This is a genomic window from Bradyrhizobium sp. NC92, assembly GCF_025200865.1.
Lineage (GTDB): Bacteria > Pseudomonadota > Alphaproteobacteria > Rhizobiales > Xanthobacteraceae > Bradyrhizobium.
Genome location: NZ_CP104171.1, coordinates 5,489,926 through 5,507,027, shown reverse-complemented (window position 1 = coordinate 5,507,027; position 17,102 = coordinate 5,489,926). Strand labels below are relative to the sequence as shown.

Genomic DNA, 17,102 nt, shown 5'->3' with positions numbered 1-17,102 from the left:
TGAATGTCGTTCTGCCGAAGCTATCAGCGCGAATAGAATTCGACGACCAGATGCGGCTCCATCTGCACCGGGAACGGCACGTCCGAGAGGCCGGGGATGCGGGCGTATTTCGCGGTCATCTTGCCGTGGTCGACTTCGAGATAATCCGGGACCTCGCGCTCGGGAAGCTGGCTGGCTTCGAGCACGTGGGCGAGCTGCTTGGAGGCTTCCTTGACCTCGACCACGTCGCCGACCTTGAGCTGATAGCTCGAGATGTTGACTTTGCGGCCGTTCACCTTGACGTGGCCGTGGTTGATGAACTGGCGTGCGGCGAAGATCGTGGAGACGAACTTGGCGCGGTACACGACCGCGTCGAGACGGCGCTCCAGCAGGCCGATCAGGTTCTCGCCGGTGTCACCCTTGAGGCGGCTGGCCTCGACATAGATGCCGTGGAACTGGCGCTCGCTGATGTTGGCGTAATAGCCCTTCAGCTTTTGCTTGGCGCGCAGCTGCACGCCGAAGTCGGAGAGCTTGCCCTTGCGGCGCTGGCCATGCTGGCCGGGGCCGTACTCGCGGCGGTTCACGGGGCTCTTCGGGCGGCCCCAGATGTTCTGGCCCATACGGCGATCGATCTTGTACTTCGCCTCACTGCGCTTAGTCATCGCGTCCTCTTCAGGTCATGGTTTGAGGAAACGCGCCCTCCTGTGTGACGGGATGGTCCCGGCACCGACAGGTCCGATCCCCAAAGCTTAAGGGAGAGGACCACGGGTCGCGAAACGCTTCGCGGGCCGAAACGGCCCGCGAGCAGGCGGCTTTTAGGGGAGTTTGGGGTTGGCTGTCAATTCTTTAGCCGGTCAGTCCTGGGCGTGCGACAACGGTATTCTTATGTCCTGACCGCCCGGACCGGCTTTGACCCCGCCGCCCGCAATTCGGCAGCAATTTCAGTGTTCAGGGCCTGTTCCAGCCGGGTCAGGACCCGCGCGATCGGGGCGGCATCGGTGACGCGGTGGTCCCAGCGGATCACGACGTGGATGGTCTGGTCCGGCTGGACCAGCCCATAGCTCACGACAAAGGGACCCGGCGTGATCGGGTGCAGCTCGCCGCCGCCATAGGCAGCCACCGAGCTCACCCCGAAGCTGCCGAACCAGTTGCCGCGCTGACGGCCCAAATTCAGACCGACGGCCCAGGACAGGCGCCGCAATGGCAGCGGCAGGCGCGTCGCCCGCATGATCTTGCGGAACATCGGGACGTCCTCGATCGGGGCCGTCTTGCCGCGGCGGATTTCCGCATCGATGGCTGCCAGCGAAAGAGCCTCAGGAGCGGCGATTCGCTGCGGCAGCACACATTCCTCGCCATCATCGACACGCGCGATCGCGACCGTCGCCACGCTCTTCGGCAGCTCATAGAGGGCCGGCCAGGGCCATTTTGTGTAAACCGTGCGCAGGATCGGCTCGTCCTTTGCAACCAGGGCGAAAGCCTTGACGAACATCGCGGCCCAACCGGCGGGCGCGGTTGCGCCCGCGCGGGCCTCCAGCAGGGGGCGGATATTGAGCGAACGGGCCAGTGAAACGAAAGGTACGCCCATCGAGGCGTGCATGAGGTCGCAGATCAGACGGCGCCGCAGCGAAATGGTTTTGGGCGTCCCGCGCATAGGCCTCCGGTTCCAAATCAAAGATCAAAATATGTGCAGCGAGCGGAGCCCGCCCGCTCGCTCTAGCATGAACCAATCCGCTTGGGGCCGGTCGGTTCGCCGCACTATGCATCGCCAAAGACGAACCTCACTTAGACCAAAAAATCATCTATTTTCAATTGTTTATATCTTGAGCGCGCGGTCCTGGCGACGCCGCGGTAATGAGTCAATCGGCTCGTTCAGCGCCTGACCCCCTCGTATGCCGCCATGATGCCGCGCTGGAACAGCGACCAGTCGAAGCCCAGCGCGATCGCGCGGTAGCCGCGGTCGATCAGCGCATTGGCCTGGTCGGCGCTGCGCGCCACCCCGCCGATCGGCACGCCGCTCCTGAGGATGCCGGCCTCGGCGCGCGCGATCAGGTCCAGCAATTGCGGATCGTCCATCTGGCCGCGCTTGTTGATGGAGGTGGCGAGATCGCCGGGACCGATCACTGCGACGTCGATACCGGGCGTTGCCATGATCTCGTCGATGCGATCGACCGCATCGACGTGCTCGATCGTGATCATGCAGATCATCTCCTCGTCGGCAGAGGCCATGTAATCAGGCATCGACTGGCCCCAGCGGAACGGCGCGTGGAAGGGGCCCCAGAGCCGGTCGCCGCGCGGCGGGTAGCGCACGCTGCGCACTGCCTTCTCGGCATCCGCGCGGCTCGTGATCATCGGGAAGTTGATGCCGAAGGCACCGATGTCCATCGGCGCTTTCGCCAGCCACGGCTCGTTCGCGGCGATCCGCACCAGGGGTGTGCACGGTGTGCCCGTGGTCGCGGCGATCATCGCATGTGCTTCGGTCAATCCAATCGGGCCGTGTTCGAGATCGACGATGATCCAGTCCAGCGAGCGCGCCATGATCTGCACCATCTGCACGCTCGGGATGGTCGCGATCGCGCCGAAGGCGGGGCGGCCCTCGCGCCACAATTGACGGAGGCGGTTCAGCGGCTTTGCGGGGACCGACATGGAAAAACCTGCGGGACGATGGCGACGGCAAAGCCTAGCAGCGCGCCGCTAGGGCGCAAGCTCAGGCCAGCGCGCGTCCGCCGAAGAACGCCGTCAGCGTGGCGCTAAGACCATGCACGCGGTTCGATGTAAAAATCATCTCGGCGCTGGACTGCACGATGCCGCCGATCCGCTGGCCGAGCAGGTCGGAGACGCGGCGGGCGATCGCGGGCGCCGGATCGATCCAGTCGACCGGCCAGGGCGCGAGCATCTTCATCCGGTCGAGCAGCAGCGGATAATGCGTGCAGGCGAGCACCACGGTGTCGGTGCGCGATGTTGCATCCGAGGGGTCGCCGACGAAGCACGGAGCGAGCTCGGCGAGGATGGCTTCGTCGCTGATCGGAGCCCCGCTGAGCTCGGCTTCGGCCAGCGAAGCGAGCGCGGGCGAGCCGACCAGCGTCACCTCGCATCCTTGCGCGAAATCGCGGATCAGCGCCTTGGTGTACTCGCGCTTCACCGTGCCCTTGGTGCCGAGCACCGAGACGCGGCGGGTCTTGGACTGCGCGCAGGCCGGCTTGATCGCCGGCACGGTGCCGACGAAGGGCACGGAATAGGCGGCGCGCAGGTGAGACAGGACCAGGGTAGACGCCGTGTTGCAGGCGATGACGACGAGGTCCGGATCATGCCGGCCGATCAGCTCCCCCATCAGCGGCACGACGCGGGCGATGATCTCGTCCTCGCTGTGGTGGCCATAGGGGAAGAAGGCGTCGTCGGCGACATAGACGAAATGCGCGTCCGGGCGGGCGGCTACGACCTCACGCAGCACAGTGAGCCCGCCAAGGCCGGAATCGAACACCAGGATCGTCGGAGAATTGGTCACGTCGCTACCCTAGCCCGGCATGGTTACCATTCGGTTTTTGGGGCGATTTTGCGGCGTGGAGCCGGGACCGCAGGTCGGGACGCCGAATTTCCGGCTTATGCGATATTCGCCATCGGGTCGGCCGAAGCGGCAAGGGGGCGTCCGCCCGCAGGTTGACAGCTCACAAAAGCCGCGGAACAAGACGGCGTTTCGCCGGTCGGCGATCTCGCAGAGAAAGCAACATGCTCACAGTCCACCATCTCGGTAAATCGCAATCCGAACGCATTGTCTGGCTCTGCGAGGAGCTCGAAATTCCTTATGAGATGAAGCGCTACACGCGCGATGCCGCGACCATGCTGGCGCCGGCCGAGTACAAGGCGCTGCATCCGGCCGGCACGGCGCCGGTCATCACCGACGGCGAGCTGGTGCTCGCGGAATCCGGCGCCGTCGTCGACTACATTGTTGCAAAATACGGCAACGGCCGGCTCGTGCTCGGTCCCAATGATCCCGCCTTCGCGCAATTTCTGTATTGGCTTCATTTCGCCAACGGCACCCTGCAGCCCGGCATGGGGCGGATGATGATCCTGAGCCGGCTCGATCTCGCCAGGGACAACCCGACCCTGCTCGCCATGAAGGGGCGCCTCGACCGCGCCTACGATCTTCTCGACCTACGGCTTCGCGAGTCCGAATATCTGGCGGGCAGCGCCTTCACCACGGCCGACATCATGACGGTGTTCTCGCTCACCACGATGCGTTATTTCCAGCCCTATGATCTCGCGCGCTGTCAGAATGTGGTCAAATATCTCGGCCGTATCGGCGCCCGCCCGGCATACCGTCGCGCGATGGAGAAGGGCGATCCCGGCATGGCGCTGCTCTTGAGTTGAGCGGCAGCGCTCACGCGATCCTGTTCGTGGTGGTCCCGCGCTCGGATGCCAGCTGCTTCTGCAGGCGGTCGATGTTCTGCAACAGGCGCTGGCTGGTCAACACCAGGAAGTAATAGCCGAACTGCGGATCCTGGAAGTAGATCTCCAGCAGCCGGTCATAGGTGATCGTCAGCACCTGGCCGTCCTCGATGCATTCGACCGTTCCCGTGCGCCGGTTGTCCGGTGTGAGGAAGCCGAGCTCGCCCATCAGCGCTCCGGGCAGGATCTCGACGTTGATCTCCTTGACCAGGAACTTGCCGGTGACGGTGAGGAACATCTCCTGCGCGGGATCTCGCAGCTTGAAGAGGATGTCGCCGCGGCGATATCTGCGTTCGGTCATGAACGGCTTGAGCCATTCGATCGACATGTCGCCTTCGGCCGCATGCCGCGCCTTCTTGACCAGCTTGAGCATCTGCCGCAGGCGCAGGGCGTTGATCGGCAGCAGCAGCAGATAGAGCAGGAACGTGGCGACGTTGGCAGTGAGTGCGCCGAAAGCGGCGAAGAACGCGCAGCCGATCATGTTGGCGACGCGCAGGGGCACCATCGTCCGCATCAGGAGGGTGGCGACGAAGAAGCCGGCGCCGACCGCTGCGAACAAATTGGCGAACGTGATGTTATGGACAAAGATCTCCAGCAGCCGATTGAAGATCGCGTCGTAGGTGACGTTGTCGGGATCGAGGCCCATCTGGACCAGGATTTTCGCGATCCTGAGGTTGTCCGTGGCCGCCTCGAGGATGCGGTCAAGGATCGACGAAATGTCTGCGCTGCCGGACGGCATGGTACTAACCCCACGTAAGGCATTCAGTCCTGGTCGGCACCCGTATAGCCGAAATCGAATGACGGCCGCTTGAATGACGCTTCCGGCCATCGTGCCGCAAGAGGCAAATTTTAGCCTGATCGGGCGTTTCGGCAATTGCCCGTTGGTTGCGCGTCTGGCCGCGGAGGCCGTGATTCGGGCCAGCCGCGGAGGATCCGGCGTCGCGGACGGGCTTGGGCGACAGCGAAGGGCGACCTTCGCTTACGGCTTGGCGGCGGGTTGCACGACCTGCTGCTCGACGAGACCAAGGCGCCCCGGCAGCGAGCCGGCGCGCAGCAGCATGGCGACGCTGTTGGCCTCCTCCAGGGTGAAATTGCCGGAAATCTGGCCGGAGCCGCCGGTGATGGGCTCGCGGATCACGGGAGCGGAGATCACCTTGTCGTCGAGCACGATGGCAAAGGGCTTTCCGACGTTCTCTGCCGTGATATGGGCAAAGCGCCGCGTGCCGCGGCCGTTGAAGCGGAACGAGGCGATCGGCTCCTTGCTCTCGCCGGTCAGTCCCGGGCCGGCATAGCTGATATCGCCGCCCTCGAGCGCGCTGTCCTTGGCGACGAGATAAGGACGCTGGTCCTTGAAGCCGAGCAGGACTTCCGTGCCCGCCGGCGGCGTGCCCGATTGCGCCTGCTCTGCGGACATCGAGAGGTCGATCAGGCGGAAGCCGACCTTGACCTTCCTGGCGAAGATTGCGGTGATTTGCTCGGGCTCCATCATCCCCGGCAGGAAGATACGGATGCGGTCCGTCCCCTCAGGTTGGACGCTGGCGAACTTGACGTCGGCGTCCTTGAGGCGCTGCTCGATCATGGCGATGGAATCTTCGACGAGATCGCGCAGCCGCGCAGCGGATGCGGCATCGGTCGGCGCGAGCCTGAGCAGCCCGTCGCCGGCGTCGGTGACGGTGAGCGCGTGCGTGGGCAATCCCTCCGCTGCCGCGGCAAGCTTGCGCGTGAGCTGTTCGCGGCCTTTGGCGTCCGCGATCCTCACGTCGACGCCGCCGTCGCGGATCGCAAGTCCGGAGAACGCGATGCGGCCCTCGCGCAGGATCTTGTAGACGTCGTCGCGCAAATCCGTGACGACCGCCTCGCGCAAGGCGTCGGCGTCCACCCTGTAGACGATGCGCGATCCGCCCAGCTTCTCCATCTTGTCGGCGATGAAGGCCGCGACCTTGACGCGCACCTTGTCGAGCTGGCTGTCGGCAAGCGCGACGCCGGGCAGGGCGATCGCCGATACCGTCGCAAACGCAGCGATCAGCCGTGTGATCCGGTTCCGCAGGGGCATCGTCATGGTGACCTCGTGTCTTGCGGCAGGGCGCTGGCGGGCGAATTCAGTGCCAGTTCTTGGTCCCCGGATCAGGCGCAGAGGTTCAAGCGCCACTGCGGCTGGGCAATGGACGAAATGGAAATCATCCATCATTCTGGTCCGGGTCGGCCGGGCATTAGGCCGAGCCCTTCGCCGAACCAAAACGTCAAAAGATACGTGGCGGGGACAAGCATCTGAGGGAGGACGGAATTTCATGGCGGGCATCCACGCGCTCGATCGGTTGATCGGCAACGACTATCCGGCTCTGCTCACGGACGAGGAGGTCCGGGCGTTCGAGCAGGTTCCCTACGCCGACCGCGTCGCGGCCGAGAGCACCTATGACGCCATCAGGCTTGGTGCGGAGCGCAATCCCGACGGGGCGGCGATCCAGGTCCTGCAAAATGCCGATCCCGCCGACACGCCTTTGGTCGTCACGCACCGCGATTTCGTCGTGCGCGTCACCCAGGCCGCCAACATGTTTCACGCGCTCGGCGCCGCGAAGGGCGACGTCATCAGCTTCATGCTGCCGTTGGTGCCGGATGCGTTCGTCACTCTGTTTGGCGCCGAGGCCGCCGGCATCGCCAATCCCGTCAATCCGCTGCTCGAGCCGCACCAGATCGCCGAAATCCTGGAAGCTGCGAACACCAAGATCCTGGTGGCGCTCGGGCCGATGCCGGGCACCGACATCTGGCAGAAGGTCGAGCAGATCCGCCCGCAGCTGAAGCATCTGAAGGCCATCGTGCAGGTGTTCGGCGGCGGCGATCCGGCCAATGGCATCTTCGCCTTCAGCGACCTGATCAAGCAGCAGCCGTCGGATCGGCTCGTCAGCGGACGCAAGATTCGCGGCAGCGACATCGCCGCCTATTTCCACACCGGCGGCACCACCGGCACGCCGAAGCTGGTGCGGCATACCCATGCCAACCAGGTCTATCAGGCCTGGGCGCTCAATTTGCTGTTGCAGGGGAAGCCCGGCGCCAACCTGCTGTTCGGCATGCCGCTGTTTCACGTCGGCGGATCGCTGACACAGGTGCTTACGATGCTGTCGGGCGGGGGCTCGCTGGTCGTGCTGTCGCCGAGCGGCTGGCGCAACCCGAATGCGGTGAAGAACATCTGGCAGCTCGTCGCGCGCTTCAAGCCCGAAGCGCTGTCGAGCGTGCCGACCGTGCTCGCCGCGACGCTCGCGGTGCCGCCGGGGAACACGGACATCTCGAGCCTGAAATATGCGGCAGGGGGCGGCTCGGCCATTCCGGTCGCCGTCGGCTCGGCGATTCAGGAGAAGCTGAAGCTGCCGGTTGTCGAGGTCTACGGCATGACCGAGACCTCGAGCGTGCACACGCTCGCTTATCCCGGCCGGCCGATCCGGCTCGGCTCGGTCGGCCTTCCCATGCCTTACGCGCGGGTGCGCATCGTGCAGCTCGACGCCGACGGCCGCCTGATCCGCGACTGCAAGCCGGACGAGATCGGGGTCGTCATCATGGCCGGCCCCGGCGTGTTCAGCGGCTATCTCAACGACGAGCACAACAAGGGCGCTTTCATCGACGGGGTCTGGGTCAATTCCGGCGATCTCGGCCGGCTCGATGCCGACGGCTATCTCTGGATCACCGGCCGCGCCAAGGATCTCGTGATCCGCGGTGGCCACAACATCGACCCGGCGCCGATCGAGGAGATCATGTTCCGTCATCCCGCCGTCGGCTTCGCCGCCGTGGTCGGCCAGCCCGATGCTTACGCGGGCGAACTGCCGGTGGGCTACGTGCAGCTGAAGCCCGGCGCAAAGGTCGAGCCGGGCGAGCTGGAAGCCTGGGTGCGCGAGCGCACCCCGGAGCGCGCCGCAGTTCCGGTGCAGGTCATCCCGATCGACCCGATGCCGGTGACGGGCGTCGGCAAGGTGTTCAAGCCGCAGCTGCGCTGGGACGCGGCCGCGCGCGTTTTCACCAAGGTGCTGGCGCCGCTGGTCGAGCGCGGCATCGATTGCAAGGTCAAGGTCGGTCCGCACGGCAGCCACGGCTCGATCGCGACCGTGACGCTGACGGCCTGCCGGCAGGCCAGCGCGAAGCGGTGGAGAGCGAGGTGCACGCGCTGCTCGCACCCTTCGTGATTCGCCACGAGGTGGTGCAGGCATAGGTATGATGGCACGTCGGATCGACCAAGCTTGCGCCGCACCTGTGGGGCGAGGCCCGACTGCATTAGCCATAAGCCGCAATCGAGGAGTTTATGTGATCGACCTCACATAGGAAAATTTGGCTTTCATCGATGCTCCGGATAGTCTCAGGGAATTGCATCCGGGGGGACGCAAGTGATTCCGTTTCGGCTGTTTGGTTTATTGATTTTTGCGACCTTGCTGGCGTGCGGATCGGCACATGCCGATCGGCGGGTCGCGCTCGTCATCGGCAATTCCGCCTACAAGAGCGCGCCCAAGCTCACCAATCCCGTGAACGATGCCACCCTGGTCGGCGGCATGTTCAAGAAGGCGGGCTTCGATTCCGTCGACGTCCGGCTGGATCTGAGTGCGAGCGAAATGCGGCGCATGTTGCGCGAGTTCGCCGGCAGGTCGCGCGACGCGGAAATGGCGGTGATCTATTATGCCGGCCACGGCATCGAGCTCGACGGCAACAATTATCTCATTCCGACCGACGCGACGCTGGAGACGGATGGCGACGTTCTCGACGAGACCATCCCTGTCGAGCGCGCATTGTTCGCAGTCGAGCCCGCCAAGCAGCTGCGTTTGATCATCCTCGATGCCTGCCGCGATAACCCGTTTGCGAAGACGATGAAGCGCACGCTGGCCTCGCGGGCGATCGGACGGGGCCTCGCCAAGGTGGAGCCGACCAGCCCGAATACGATGATTGCCTTTGCCGCGAAGGCCGGTTCGACAGCATCCGACGGCGATTCTCGTAACAGCCCGTTCGCCACCGCGCTGGTCGAGCACCTGCCGAAGCCGGGCCTCGATCTGCGCAAGGCGTTCGGCTTCGTGCGCGACGACGTGCTCAAGACCACCGGCTACAAGCAGGAGCCTTATGTCTACGGCTCGCTCGGCGGCGACGACGTGCCGCTCGTGGTGAAGCCGGCGGCAATTGGTCCGCAGGCAAACCCGCAGGACGCCGTTCGCAGGGACTACGAGCTCGCGCTTCAGCTTGCGACGCGCGATGCCTGGGAAGCCTTTTTGGCGGCGTATCCGGACGGCTTCTATGCCAACCTCGCCAAGGGACAGTTGAACAAGATCGGCGCCGAAGAGACGCGCGTGGCAGCCGAACATAAGGCCAAGGCGGCCGAGCAGGAAAAGGCAAGGCTTATTGCCGAGCGTGCCCAGAAAGCCGAGCAGGAGAAGGCGGCTGCTGCGGCCAAGGCCGCCGAAGAGGCGCGAATCGCTGCGGAGAAGCAAAAGCAGATCGAACAGGCCAAGGCGGAAGCGGCCGAGAAGCAGCGCAAGACCGCCGAGGCGGCGGCGGCGCAAGCGCTCGCAGAGAAACAGGCGGCGGAGAAGGCCAAGGCCGAGCTGGCCGCGAAGCAGGCCGCCGAGAAAGCGGAGCAGGGCGCAAAGCCGGCCGCCGATCGGCAGATGCCCGAAGTCGAGAACCAGAAAGTGGCTGCGCTCTCGCCGGGGCCGAAGACGACCTTATCGGCGGCCGAACTCGCGAAACCGGTGCAGAGCGAACTGCGCCGCGTCGGCTGCCTGACCTCGTCTGCGGAGAGCGAGTGGAGCTCGGCCGCGCAGCGCTCGCTGACGCTCTTCAACAAATACGCCGGCACGCAGTTCGACGTGAAGCTCGCCAGCGTTGATGCACTCGACGCGCTGAAAGCCAAGCCGGGACGGGTCTGTCCGCTGGTGTGCAATTTCGGCTTCAAGGCCGACGGCGATCAATGCGTGAAGATCACCTGCCGCGCCGGCTATCGTGTCGGCGACGACAACGAATGCGAGAAGGTGCAAGAGAAGAAGCCGGTCGCGACCCGCGAGGAACCGAGGAAGCGCGATCAGGACAGGAAAGAGGCGGAATCTGCAGCACCAAAGTCGCAAGCATCCGGTCAGATTATCTGCAATAACCGTGTCTGTAGACCGGTGGGCAAGGGATGCCGTCTTGGAACAGAGTCGAGCAGAGGGACCACGTATACTACGGAGATATGCAACTAGCGTGCAGAACGAGTGGTATGCAGCGAGCAGGATGATCGCGGCGAGTACGGGACATCTGCGCCGATAATCTCACGTCACCCTAAGATGTCGCTGCGTTCATCCCCGTAACAACAAGAATGTGAGCCTACCCCACTGGCATCCGCGTTTCGACCAGGCGCGCCCAGAACGAGGCGCCGTGGCCCAGAATGTTGTCGTTGAAGACGTAGGCCGGGTGGTGGCACTCGTTGCCGTCGCCCATGCCGACCAGCACCATCGCGCCGGGACGCGCCTCCAGCATGAAGGAGAAGTCCTCGGCGCCCATCATCGGAACGAACTTGTCGTTGACGCGGTCGGCGCCGACGATGTCGCGCGCGACGTCGGCGGCAAGGCCGGCCTCGCGGGCATGGTTCATCGTCACCGGATACATCCGCGTGTATTTCGTTTCAGCGGAGCCGCCATAGGCGCGGGCGATGCTATCGGCGACTTCGCCGATGCGGCGTTCGACGAGATCGCGCACCTCAGGATCGAGCGTGCGCACGGTGCCGGCAAGCTCGGCGACCTCCGGGATGATGTTGAAGGCGGTGCCGGAGTGGAATTGCGTGATCGAGATGACGGCGGACTTGAGCGGATCGACGTTGCGCGCCACGATCGATTGCAGCGCACCCACGATCTGCGAGCCGATCAGCACGCTGTCGACCGATTTGTGCGGACCGGCGCCGGCGTGGCCACCCTTGCCGCGAACGGTGATCTGGATGTTGTCGGAGGAGGCGAGCATCGGCCCGGACGTGGTGGCGAAATGGCCCTCGGGCAGGTTCGGCATGTTGTGCATGCCGTAGACCTCCTGGATGTTCCAGCGCGTCATCAGCCCGTCCTCGACCATGGCCTTGCCGCCGCCGCCGCCTTCCTCGGCGGGTTGGAAGATCATCACGGCCGTGCCATCGAAATTGCGAGTCTCGGCGAGATATTTGGCCGCGCCCAGCAGCATCGCGGTGTGGCCGTCATGGCCGCAGGCGTGCATCTTGCCGGGGACCTTTGAGGCATAAGGCACGCCCGACGTCTCCATGATCGGCAGTGCGTCCATGTCGGCGCGCAGGCCGATGGTCTTGCCGGATGCCGACTTGCGGCCACGGATCACGCCGACCACGCCGGTGCGGCCGATGCCCGTCACCACCTCGTCGCAGCCGAATTCGCGCAAGCGATCGGCGACGATGCCGGCGGTGCGGTGGACTTCGTAGAGCAGCTCGGGGTTCTCGTGGAAGTCGTGGCGCCAGGCGGCCATTTCGTCGGAGAGGGCGGCGACGCGGTTGACGATGGGCATGAGGGAATCCGTTTTTTGTCGTCGTTTGTAGGGTGGGTTAGCCCTGCAGATGCGCATAGCGCATCTGCGCGGCGTAACCCACCATTGTTTGTCTCCGTGGGAGCGAAAGAGGTAGGTTACGCCCAGCGGACTGCCCTTCGCGCGGGCCGCAAGGCTAACCCACCCTATACGATCCTACGCTTCTCCGAACACGCGCTTGAAGATCGTGTCGACGTGCTTGAGGTGATAGCCGAGGTCGAACTGCTCCTCGATCTCGGCGTCGGTGAGATATTTCTTCACCTCACTGTCCTTCTTCAACAGCTGGAGGAAGTCGCCTTCGCCGCGCCAGACCGGCATGGCGTTGCGCTGCACCAGCTTGTAGGCGTCCTCGCGGCTGGCGCCCTTCTGGGTCAGCGCCAGCAGCACGCGCTGCGAATGCACGAGGCCGCCGAGGCGGTCGAGGTTCTTCTGCATGTTGGCGGGATAGACCAGCAGCTTGTCGATCAGGCCGGCGAGGCGCACCAGCGCGAAGTCGAGCGTCACGGTCGCGTCGGGGCCCATCATGCGCTCGGCCGAGGAGTGCGAAATGTCGCGCTCGTGCCAGAGCACGACGTTCTCCAGCGCCGGCGTCACATAGGCGCGCACCATGCGGGACAGGCCGGTGAGGTTCTCCGACAGCACCGGGTTGCGCTTGTGCGGCATCGCGGAGGAGCCCTTTTGTCCCTCCGAGAAGAACTCTTCGGCCTCCAGCACTTCGGTGCGCTGCATGTGGCGGATTTCCACCGCGATGCGCTCGATCGAGGAGGCGATCACGCCGAGGGTCGAGAAATACATGGCGTGACGGTCGCGCGGGATCACTTGCGTCGAGATCGGCTCCGGCACCAGGCCCATGGCTTTCGCGACATGCTCTTCGACGCGCGGGTCGATCTGCGCGAAGGTGCCGACGGCGCCGGAGATGGCGCAGGTCGCGACTTCCTTGCGTGCCGCGATCAGGCGCTCCTTGGCGCGCGTGAACTCGGCATAGGCATAAGCGAGCTTGAGGCCGAAGGTCACGGGCTCGGCATGGATGCCATGGCTGCGGCCGATGGTCGGCGTCATCTTGTGCTCGAAGGCGCGCTTCTTCAGTGCGGCCAGCACCTTGTCGAGGTCGGCAAGCAAGAGGTCGGCGGCGCGGGTGAGCTGGACGTTGAGGCAGGTGTCGAGCACGTCCGAGGAGGTCATGCCCTGGTGGACGAAGCGCGCCTCGGGGCCGACGATCTCGGCGAGGTGGGTGAGGAAGGCGATGACGTCGTGCTTGGTCTGGCGCTCGATCTCGTCGATGCGGGCGACGTCGAAGACGGCGTCCTTGGCCTTGGCCCAGACCGTCCTGGCGGCCTCCTTGGGGATGGTCCCGAGCTCGGCGAGAGCGTCCGCCGCATGCGCCTCGATCTCAAACCAGATCTTGAACCGGGTCTGCGGCTCCCAGATCGAGGCCATTTCCGGGCGGGTGTAGCGGGGGATCATTGGGCGGCTCCAGGAAGGTGGGCGGGCGGTCCCGAAAAGGGCGGCGCCGGCCAAAATGCTTTTTACGCCGTGATTTAACAGAGCGGGCAGGGCGAAACAAACGATCTGGGCCTTCAGGAGAGGGGGATCGCCGACCTTTCCACCGGACCGGCCGGCCGGGATGGCGGCGCCTGGGCGCAGATATTAACTGTCAATCACGGATCATTGACTGACAGATATTGAAATCTGTCAGCGAGATGTGTATATCCCTTCCCGGACGCTCCGATTGGGCGTCCCGCGACAGCCCCGGGGAGCCCGACATCCACAGCGGATCGGAGGGCGGATTGAAGAACGGGACCGCGGACGAATGGAGACTTGGACAATGACGACCGAAATCCTCAATTTCACCGGCGCGATTGGGCATTGGCTCAATTTGCTGGTGGCGCGCCAGATCGCGGCGCAGGCTGCAAAACTGCCTCATTAAGGCATAGGCTTTCCGAACGACCGGCACGGGCGCTTCGGAAGCAGCCCTACTGCCGGGTAACTGAGCCCCTAACGGGAACATGGTGCTGGCATGAATGAAGCCGTTGTCTTGACACCGGAGCGGATCCTCGAAGTCACCGAGGACGTGCTCAGGCGCTACGGACTTGCCAAGGCCACCGTGGTCGACGTTGCCCGTGCGCTCGATGTGAGCCACGGCAGTGTCTACCGCCATTTCCCCAGCAAGGCCTCGCTGCGCGAGGCCGTTGCCAAGCGCTGGCTGGACCGCATCGATGCCCCGCTGCTGGGGATCGCCAAGGAGCAGGGGCCCGCGCCTGACAGGCTTGAGCGCTGGTTGCGCACGCTGTTCGCGGCCAAGCGTTCGCGCGTGCTCGACGATCCCGAGATGTTCGAAACTTATCTAACCCTGGCCCGCGAGGCCTGCGCGGCCGTCAAATGCCACAAGGACACCATGATCGACCAGATCGCGGGGATCCTGAGCGACGGCGTGAAGAACGGCGAATTCGCCGTGGACGACGTCAAGGCGACCGCGCGCGCGATCTTCGATGCGACCGTCCGCTTCCACCATCCGGCTCATGCCGAGGAATGGAAGGACGCCGATCTCTCCGCGCGCGTCGATGCGACACTGGCGCTGCTGCTGCGTGGGTTGAAGGCGGCCTAAGGCCGCCTTTCACGCCTTGGTCTTTCAATCAACCTCGCGTCTTCTGGAGAGCGGCGCCGTCGCGGAGCGAGGGTGCCGAATGTCTTCGCGTGTGGAAGGCAGGATCGGACGACGGCACGACCGGAGGACTATCCGGATAGGCATTGACTGCGATTTCGACGGCGTCCTTTGACCGCCTTCGAAGCCGGTAGAATGTCAGTTCCTGATCGAACATCGGGCAGCGAAAGTGGACGATGGCCGTGTCCGGCAGGCGGCAAAGTTCGTCGATGAGCTCGCCTACGGTGATGATCGGGGGATGGTCGATTGCCTTGGGGTGACCCTTACTCATGACCCTTTACTCCTTCTCTGCCGTACTAACCGGGGCTGGATCGGAACCGTTCCAATTTCGTTCAGCAGATTGAAGCACCCTCGAGGGCTGTGCGGCAGCTTTGCTGCTAAATCCTCGTCAGCCCGCAGGTCGCGGCGAGCCGCACCAGCTGCGCATCGGTGCGCGCGCCGGTCTTCGACTTGATCAGGTAGTGATAGTTCTGCACGGTCTTGACGCTGAGATTGAGATGCGCCGCGATCTCCTCGGTGGTGGCGCCGCCGGCGAACTGGCGCAGGATCTCGATCTCGCGCTCACCCAGCTGGTCCAGCACCGAGCCTTTCGGCGACAGGCTGTCCTCTGCCAGCACATGTGCGATGTCATCGCTCATGGCGCGCTCGCCGCGGGCGACGCTGCGGATGGCGTTGACGACTGCGGACGGCTCGCTGCTCTTGGTGACGAAGCCGGATGCGCCGGCGCCGAAGGCTGATTTCACCAGCACGGCCTCGTTGTGCATGGTGAAGACGAGAATGCGTGCACGCGGGCTGCGCGCGCGGATGTTGCGAATGGCCTCCAGCCCGCTCGCGCCGGGCATAGAGATATCCAATACGACGACATCGGGGTCATGCGCCTTGAACGCGCTGTAGGCGTCCGCGGCGTTGTCGGCTTCGGCCACGACATGCAGATCGCCCTGGCTTTCCAGCACGCGCCGGTACCCTTGCCGCACGATCGGATGGTCGTCGACCAGCAGCACGGAGATGCCTGTTGCCGCCACCTCGCTCATTTCCGCCTCACGCAGCGAGCGGAATGGTTGCGGCCACGCTGAGGCCGCCGCGGGCGGGCAGGATCGACAGCGATCCGCCGGCCGCCGTGACGCGCTCGCGGATACCGGTCAGGCCGAAGCCGGCCGATTGCGCGACGCGCTCCGCATCGCCGCCGCCGTCGTCCTCGACGCGGATCAGCAGCGCATCCTCCTCGCCCGCGCGCCGCTCGACGCGGAGCGAGATCTCGCGCGCTGCACTGTGGCGCAGCGCGTTGGTCAGGCATTCCTGTGCCACGCGATAGGCCGTTGTGGCGGCCGGACCGCTGATGTCGGTGAGGTCACCCCTGAGATCGAGCTGGATCGCCGGTCGCGCCGCGCTGTGCGAGCGCCAGCTGTCGACGAGATTGACGAGGCTCGCCTCGAGCCCGAGCTCCTCCGGCAACGGATTGCGCAGCCGCTTCAGCGCATCGCGCAGCGAGGCCATCAGATGGTGCGTCGCCTGCGAGATCATGCGCGCATCTTGCGCGATCCCATCGTTTCCGTTCTGCTTCGTGCTCGCGGTCTCGATCGTGTTGGCGAAGGCGAGAATGGCGGACAGGTTCTGTCCGAACTCGTCGTGCAGCTCGCGGGCGAGCGCGCGGCGCTCGTCGTCGCGGATCTCGATCAGGCGGCGCGTCAGTGCGGCGCGCTGCTCGGTTGCTTCCTCCAGCCGGCCGCCGAGCTCGCCGACGGCGCTGCCGATCATCGCCAGCTCCATGGAGCGGAAGCGCGGCAGCTTGGTGTGATACTGACCGCGCGCCATGCGCTGAAGCGCGGTGACGATCGCGCGCGCCGGCGCAAGTGCGTGCGCGATGGCGAGCGAGGCGAGCAGGGCGATCGCCGCGGCCATCAGCAGCGCGACGTCGATGACGTTGAGGATGTAGTCCCAGGCGAGCGAGATCGCGGCGGTGGCATCCGGCGTCGCAACGACGGTGCCGGCGGCCGCGGCGCGCGGACTGACGGGCCGCACCACCTCGGCGTGGCTGCCGAGGAAGGTCGGCACGATGGCCGCGAACCAGCGCGGCGGCGTCTTGCCCAGCCCCTCGCTCTGGCCGCAGAGCGGCTTCTCGAATGCCGCGGCGGGCTGGAACTCGACGCAGACGCCGGGCGAGATCAGCTTCATCGTCTCGAGCGTGCGCCAGTCCGGAACCGGCAGAAGGTGCTCGCGCGCCCTGCTGCTGCGCAACAACAGCTCGCGCCAATACAGCGCCTGAAGCGCCTGCGCGACCCGCTGCGCCGAGGCCGCCGTCGCCCGATCGACGCTGCGATAGGCGTCGAACGTGGCCCATATTGTCGCGGCTGCCAGGCACAGCGCTACGATCAGAAGCAGGCGGGCGACAAGCTGAAGCACGAGGCGCATGCGATCACCCCCGACGTTTGGTAAGGTCAGCCTAACAACGCCGCCGTGCCTTGCCAATCGCAGCGAACGCCGGGATTGCAGCTCGGGCAAATTT

General features: G+C 65.1%; 14 protein-coding genes and 1 pseudogene. 4 read left to right on the top strand and 11 right to left on the bottom strand.

Going from position 1 to position 17,102, the window contains the following annotated elements:
- Nucleotides 1-23 precede the first annotated feature (23 nt).
- The 4 genes from rpsD to murI form a co-directional block, all read right to left on the bottom strand.
- Nucleotides 24-641: a 30S ribosomal protein S4 gene (rpsD, locus tag N2602_RS26055; RefSeq protein ID WP_100231254.1), complete on the bottom strand. Its 618-nt coding sequence runs from the start codon at nucleotides 639-641 to the stop codon at nucleotides 24-26.
- Nucleotides 642-862: 221 nt separating this feature from the next.
- The gene (locus tag N2602_RS26050) at nucleotides 863-1,630 is read right to left on the bottom strand and encodes an acyltransferase (protein WP_260379870.1); all 768 of its coding nucleotides are present in this window, start codon (nucleotides 1,628-1,630) and stop codon (nucleotides 863-865) included.
- A gap of 218 nt (nucleotides 1,631-1,848) precedes the next feature.
- Complete coding sequence (locus N2602_RS26045; RefSeq protein WP_025037278.1) at nucleotides 1,849-2,622, bottom strand: HpcH/HpaI aldolase/citrate lyase family protein; 774 nt, start codon at nucleotides 2,620-2,622, stop codon at nucleotides 1,849-1,851.
- A gap of 61 nt (nucleotides 2,623-2,683) precedes the next feature.
- Nucleotides 2,684-3,481: a glutamate racemase gene (murI, locus tag N2602_RS26040; protein WP_260379869.1), complete on the bottom strand. Its 798-nt coding sequence runs from the start codon at nucleotides 3,479-3,481 to the stop codon at nucleotides 2,684-2,686.
- A gap of 221 nt (nucleotides 3,482-3,702) precedes the next feature.
- Between murI and N2602_RS26035 the strand changes: the two genes are divergently transcribed.
- Nucleotides 3,703-4,344, top strand: coding sequence for a glutathione S-transferase family protein (locus tag N2602_RS26035; RefSeq protein WP_260379868.1), 642 nt, complete (start codon nucleotides 3,703-3,705; stop codon nucleotides 4,342-4,344).
- Nucleotides 4,345-4,354: 10 nt separating this feature from the next.
- Here the strand turns inward: N2602_RS26035 and N2602_RS26030 are convergent, their stop codons facing one another.
- On the bottom strand, nucleotides 4,355-5,161 hold the full coding sequence (locus N2602_RS26030; protein WP_172782974.1) for a Crp/Fnr family transcriptional regulator: 807 nt from the start codon (nucleotides 5,159-5,161) through the stop codon (nucleotides 4,355-4,357).
- A 240-nt stretch (nucleotides 5,162-5,401) separates the two neighbouring features.
- The gene (locus tag N2602_RS26025; RefSeq protein WP_260379867.1) at nucleotides 5,402-6,481 is read right to left on the bottom strand and encodes a SecDF P1 head subdomain-containing protein; all 1,080 of its coding nucleotides are present in this window, start codon (nucleotides 6,479-6,481) and stop codon (nucleotides 5,402-5,404) included.
- 229 nt (nucleotides 6,482-6,710) lie between these two features.
- On the opposite strand from N2602_RS26025, the pseudogene N2602_RS26020 reads away from it, so the two are divergent.
- Nucleotides 6,711-8,617 (top strand): annotated as a pseudogene (locus tag N2602_RS26020) (acyl-CoA synthetase).
- Nucleotides 8,618-8,789: 172 nt separating this feature from the next.
- On the top strand, nucleotides 8,790-10,622 hold the full coding sequence (locus tag N2602_RS26015) for a caspase family protein (protein WP_260379866.1): 1,833 nt from the start codon (nucleotides 8,790-8,792) through the stop codon (nucleotides 10,620-10,622).
- A gap of 124 nt (nucleotides 10,623-10,746) precedes the next feature.
- Here the strand turns inward: N2602_RS26015 and N2602_RS26010 are convergent, their stop codons facing one another.
- Together N2602_RS26010 and purB are read right to left on the bottom strand one after the other, a co-directional pair.
- Nucleotides 10,747-11,919, bottom strand: a complete 1,173-nt coding sequence (locus N2602_RS26010; protein ID WP_260379865.1) for a M20 aminoacylase family protein — start codon at nucleotides 11,917-11,919, stop codon at nucleotides 10,747-10,749.
- 174 nt (nucleotides 11,920-12,093) lie between these two features.
- A complete protein-coding gene (gene purB, locus N2602_RS26005; RefSeq protein ID WP_260379864.1) occupies nucleotides 12,094-13,401 on the bottom strand; it encodes an adenylosuccinate lyase in 1,308 nt (435 codons plus the stop codon).
- Between the two features lie 553 nt (nucleotides 13,402-13,954).
- On the opposite strand from purB, the gene N2602_RS26000 reads away from it, so the two are divergent.
- A complete protein-coding gene (locus N2602_RS26000) occupies nucleotides 13,955-14,542 on the top strand; it encodes a TetR family transcriptional regulator (RefSeq protein ID WP_260379863.1) in 588 nt (195 codons plus the stop codon).
- A 28-nt stretch (nucleotides 14,543-14,570) separates the two neighbouring features.
- Here N2602_RS26000 and N2602_RS25995 read toward each other — a convergent pair whose 3' ends face one another.
- The 3 genes from N2602_RS25995 to N2602_RS25985 all read right to left on the bottom strand — a co-directional run bounded on the left by N2602_RS25995 (nucleotide 14,571) and on the right by N2602_RS25985 (nucleotide 17,008).
- Entirely contained in the window at nucleotides 14,571-14,870 is a 300-nt protein-coding gene (locus N2602_RS25995) for a hypothetical protein (RefSeq protein WP_172782981.1), read from the bottom strand.
- A gap of 106 nt (nucleotides 14,871-14,976) precedes the next feature.
- Nucleotides 14,977-15,630 (bottom strand): response regulator transcription factor, encoded by a 654-nt coding sequence (locus tag N2602_RS25990; RefSeq protein WP_260379862.1) that lies wholly within the window; start codon nucleotides 15,628-15,630, stop codon nucleotides 14,977-14,979.
- 7 nt (nucleotides 15,631-15,637) lie between these two features.
- A complete protein-coding gene (locus N2602_RS25985) occupies nucleotides 15,638-17,008 on the bottom strand; it encodes a sensor histidine kinase (protein WP_260379861.1) in 1,371 nt (456 codons plus the stop codon).
- Nucleotides 17,009-17,102 lie beyond the last annotated feature (94 nt).